Annotated in this window: 2 protein-coding genes; both read left to right on the forward strand. The window is 54.1% G+C overall.

The window, feature by feature from the left end; all coding sequences use genetic code 11:
• On the forward strand, positions 1-609 hold a 609-nt coding region (locus tag A7A77_RS17155), incomplete at its 5' end, for a PIN domain-containing protein (protein WP_216635616.1).
• A partial coding sequence (locus tag A7A77_RS17165) for an NACHT domain-containing protein (protein WP_156500673.1) occupies positions 606-2673 on the forward strand: 2068 nt, incomplete at its 3' end. The genes A7A77_RS17155 and A7A77_RS17165, both read left to right, overlap by 4 nt.

Here is a 2673-nt window from a genome sequence, read left to right on the forward strand (position 1 = left end):
AAACCGCCTCCGGAAAACCCGGGACGCTTCACAGCCGCCGGCGTGTCACCTGTGGAACTTGGGCATCATACACTTCGCTATGTTGGACGTGTAATCGGACGGGTTCTTGTTGGTGTTGACAGCACTGCCCGCTTCGACGTGACCTTGAGGCTTTATCACGGATGGTATCGGGGCTTTGAGCCGACGCCGAGACGAAAGGCTATGAGGGAGGTTTTCGCCGCTGCCGACTTCCCGACCCTGTCTAACCACTCGAACGTGGTAATCCGCTCTGCACTGCACTTTGGTGACGCCCTGCTATCGGCCACTGCGGCTCGCTTCCACCAAAAGCTTGGGTGCCATATTCCCAACACCTTGCGCAAAGACCTCGTCGACAAGGATGAAAGCGAAGAGAAGATGGTCGACACGGCGATTGCCAGCGAATTCGTTGACCTCGCTCACCGGGAACCCGAACGCTGGCTCATGCTTGTCGGTGAAGACGATGACCTTGTACCGCCGGCCTATGTAGCCGAAGGAATTCGTGGGGGGCAGGGCGGCAAAGTGCTGCTTGTCCGGAATCGGAACGACACCCCGTTCCTCAAACTAGATCAATTAAGGTACGCGCCATCATGACTCCCGAAGCCATTGTGAATGACCTCTCAATGTTCGCGGATCTCGGAACTTCCGCACCGCAACTGGTTGAGGCGCATGGCTCGTATGTGATCCGCCTTGTGCGGGATGGGGTGCCTGTAACGGTTACCATAGCAGCAGATGGCCGTGTTCGCGAAAGAGTTGAAGCAGACGAGCGCAATCACGCAAGCTTTCGAGCGCTATTGGCTTCGGTCAATTGGGCAAACCTTGGCAAATGGGCCGACAGCCAGCGTACTTTGCTACATGACCGTGTTGCCGGAGATACGATTCCAGTTTCAGGACGCATGGCCCACAGCCAAGAAACGGGAGGGGTAGAGCTTATTGACAACGCCCTCACACCCAGCGCAACCAGTGGGACTGTACCTCGGACTCATGTCCTGTTGATTGACGGGCCGGCGGGTATCGGGAAGACCAGCGTTATTCGTTCACTCGCTTATCAACGAGCAGTAAATTTCCGTCGCGATCAGCGACCGCTCATTCTTCACGTCGAAAGCCGAGGAAGGATGCTGCAGAACATCACCGATTTGATGGCATTTAGCCTGCAAACCCTCCGTCTTTCAGTCACCTATGATCAGGTGCCCGTCCTCGTCCGACATGGCCTCATCACACTTGCAATTGATGGATTTGATGAGCTTGGCGACCCGAACGGATATGACTTAGCTTGGGCGCAAGTGAACGATCTTGTCATTGAATCTCGAGGCCAAGGACAGATAATCCTTGCGGGCCGAGAAACGTTCATCGGGCGAGAGCGAATGAAAAAGGCGCTCACGGCGCTCGACGAAAATCTTGATCGCCTTGAAGCATTTACACTTTGCCCGATTGAACCGAATACCGCTCGCGAATGGCTCGCACAAAAGGGCTGGACGGAACACTTACTGTATTCGGAAACGGCCAGTTCGTTGTTTGAGCGCGACTCGTATGCTCTTCGTCCATTTTTCCTATCTGAGCTGGCTCGCGACGGAGTGGCGGAGCAGATTGAGAACGGCGACATCGGCGATCTGCTATCATTCCTCATAACTGCGATGATAGACCGAGAAGCGACGAAGTTTGGCAAGGATATTGAAGCGGTCACCACGCCAGAAAGCCGAGCCGAGTTCGTTATTCGAGTGATGGAGGAGGTGGCGCGGGATTTGGCCGAGAATCAGTCCAGCGCGATCCCCTCGGACACGCTTGCTTGGCTGGCTGAGATTTCAGCAGAAGAGATCGTCCCCCCTAGCTTGTCCGGGATTTTGAAAAACCGGTCCGGGGTTCTCGCCTTTCTCAAGGATGACGATAGGCGCGGCTATAAGAACTTCGCCCACGAACAGGTCTATAACTATTTCCTTTCTCGCGTTACGATCCGTTCCATCTCGCAGGGGGAGGTTCCTAAGTTCGTTCGGAGAAATATTTTCGGATCGGATTTTCTTGAGGCTTTCTCTGAAGTTTTTCGCTCAATAAGCGGCGATGATTCTGAAAATTTCATCCGTAAAGCCTTGGAGAGTTTCTCCAACTTAGGCGATCAAGATCGTGCCAAGCAGAATATTGCGTCCCTCGTTCTCAGCGCATGTTGCGTGTTCACGCCATCTGGGGTTCCCGTGCTTCGGAACGTCTCAATAGACGAAGTTTTCCTCACAGAAACCGTCGCCCACGTGCATCTTGAAAACACAATTATAAATCAATTGTCAGCGGCAGGGGCGGACATGCGGGCGCTGCACTTTGACGGGGCGTGCGCAGTCTATTCGCTAATTGCCGATGGGTCTACTATTCCACATTCTACTTTCCCAATGCCAACTGTGGTGTCACTGCCTGACAGAACCACCTATGACCCTGCAGAGATCGAGCGCTGGCTACAGCATCAATATAGTGCGTCGGTTTTCAGGTCGGGAAGAAGCCTATCCGATGCCCTCCGCAATTTTGGCCTGTTCGACCTCCTGGCGCGGGTTGCTCGTTACAAACCCTATTGGATCAAGGACGGTGATGAGAAGGGTGCCCGTCGCATTCTTGATGATGAAAACTGGCCTGCGCTAAAGGAAATCCGTAAGCGCTGTTTTCAGCCCACGTCGCCCC

It is taken from the genome of Croceicoccus bisphenolivorans, assembly GCF_001634625.1.
Classification (GTDB): domain Bacteria; phylum Pseudomonadota; class Alphaproteobacteria; order Sphingomonadales; family Sphingomonadaceae; genus Croceicoccus; species Croceicoccus bisphenolivorans.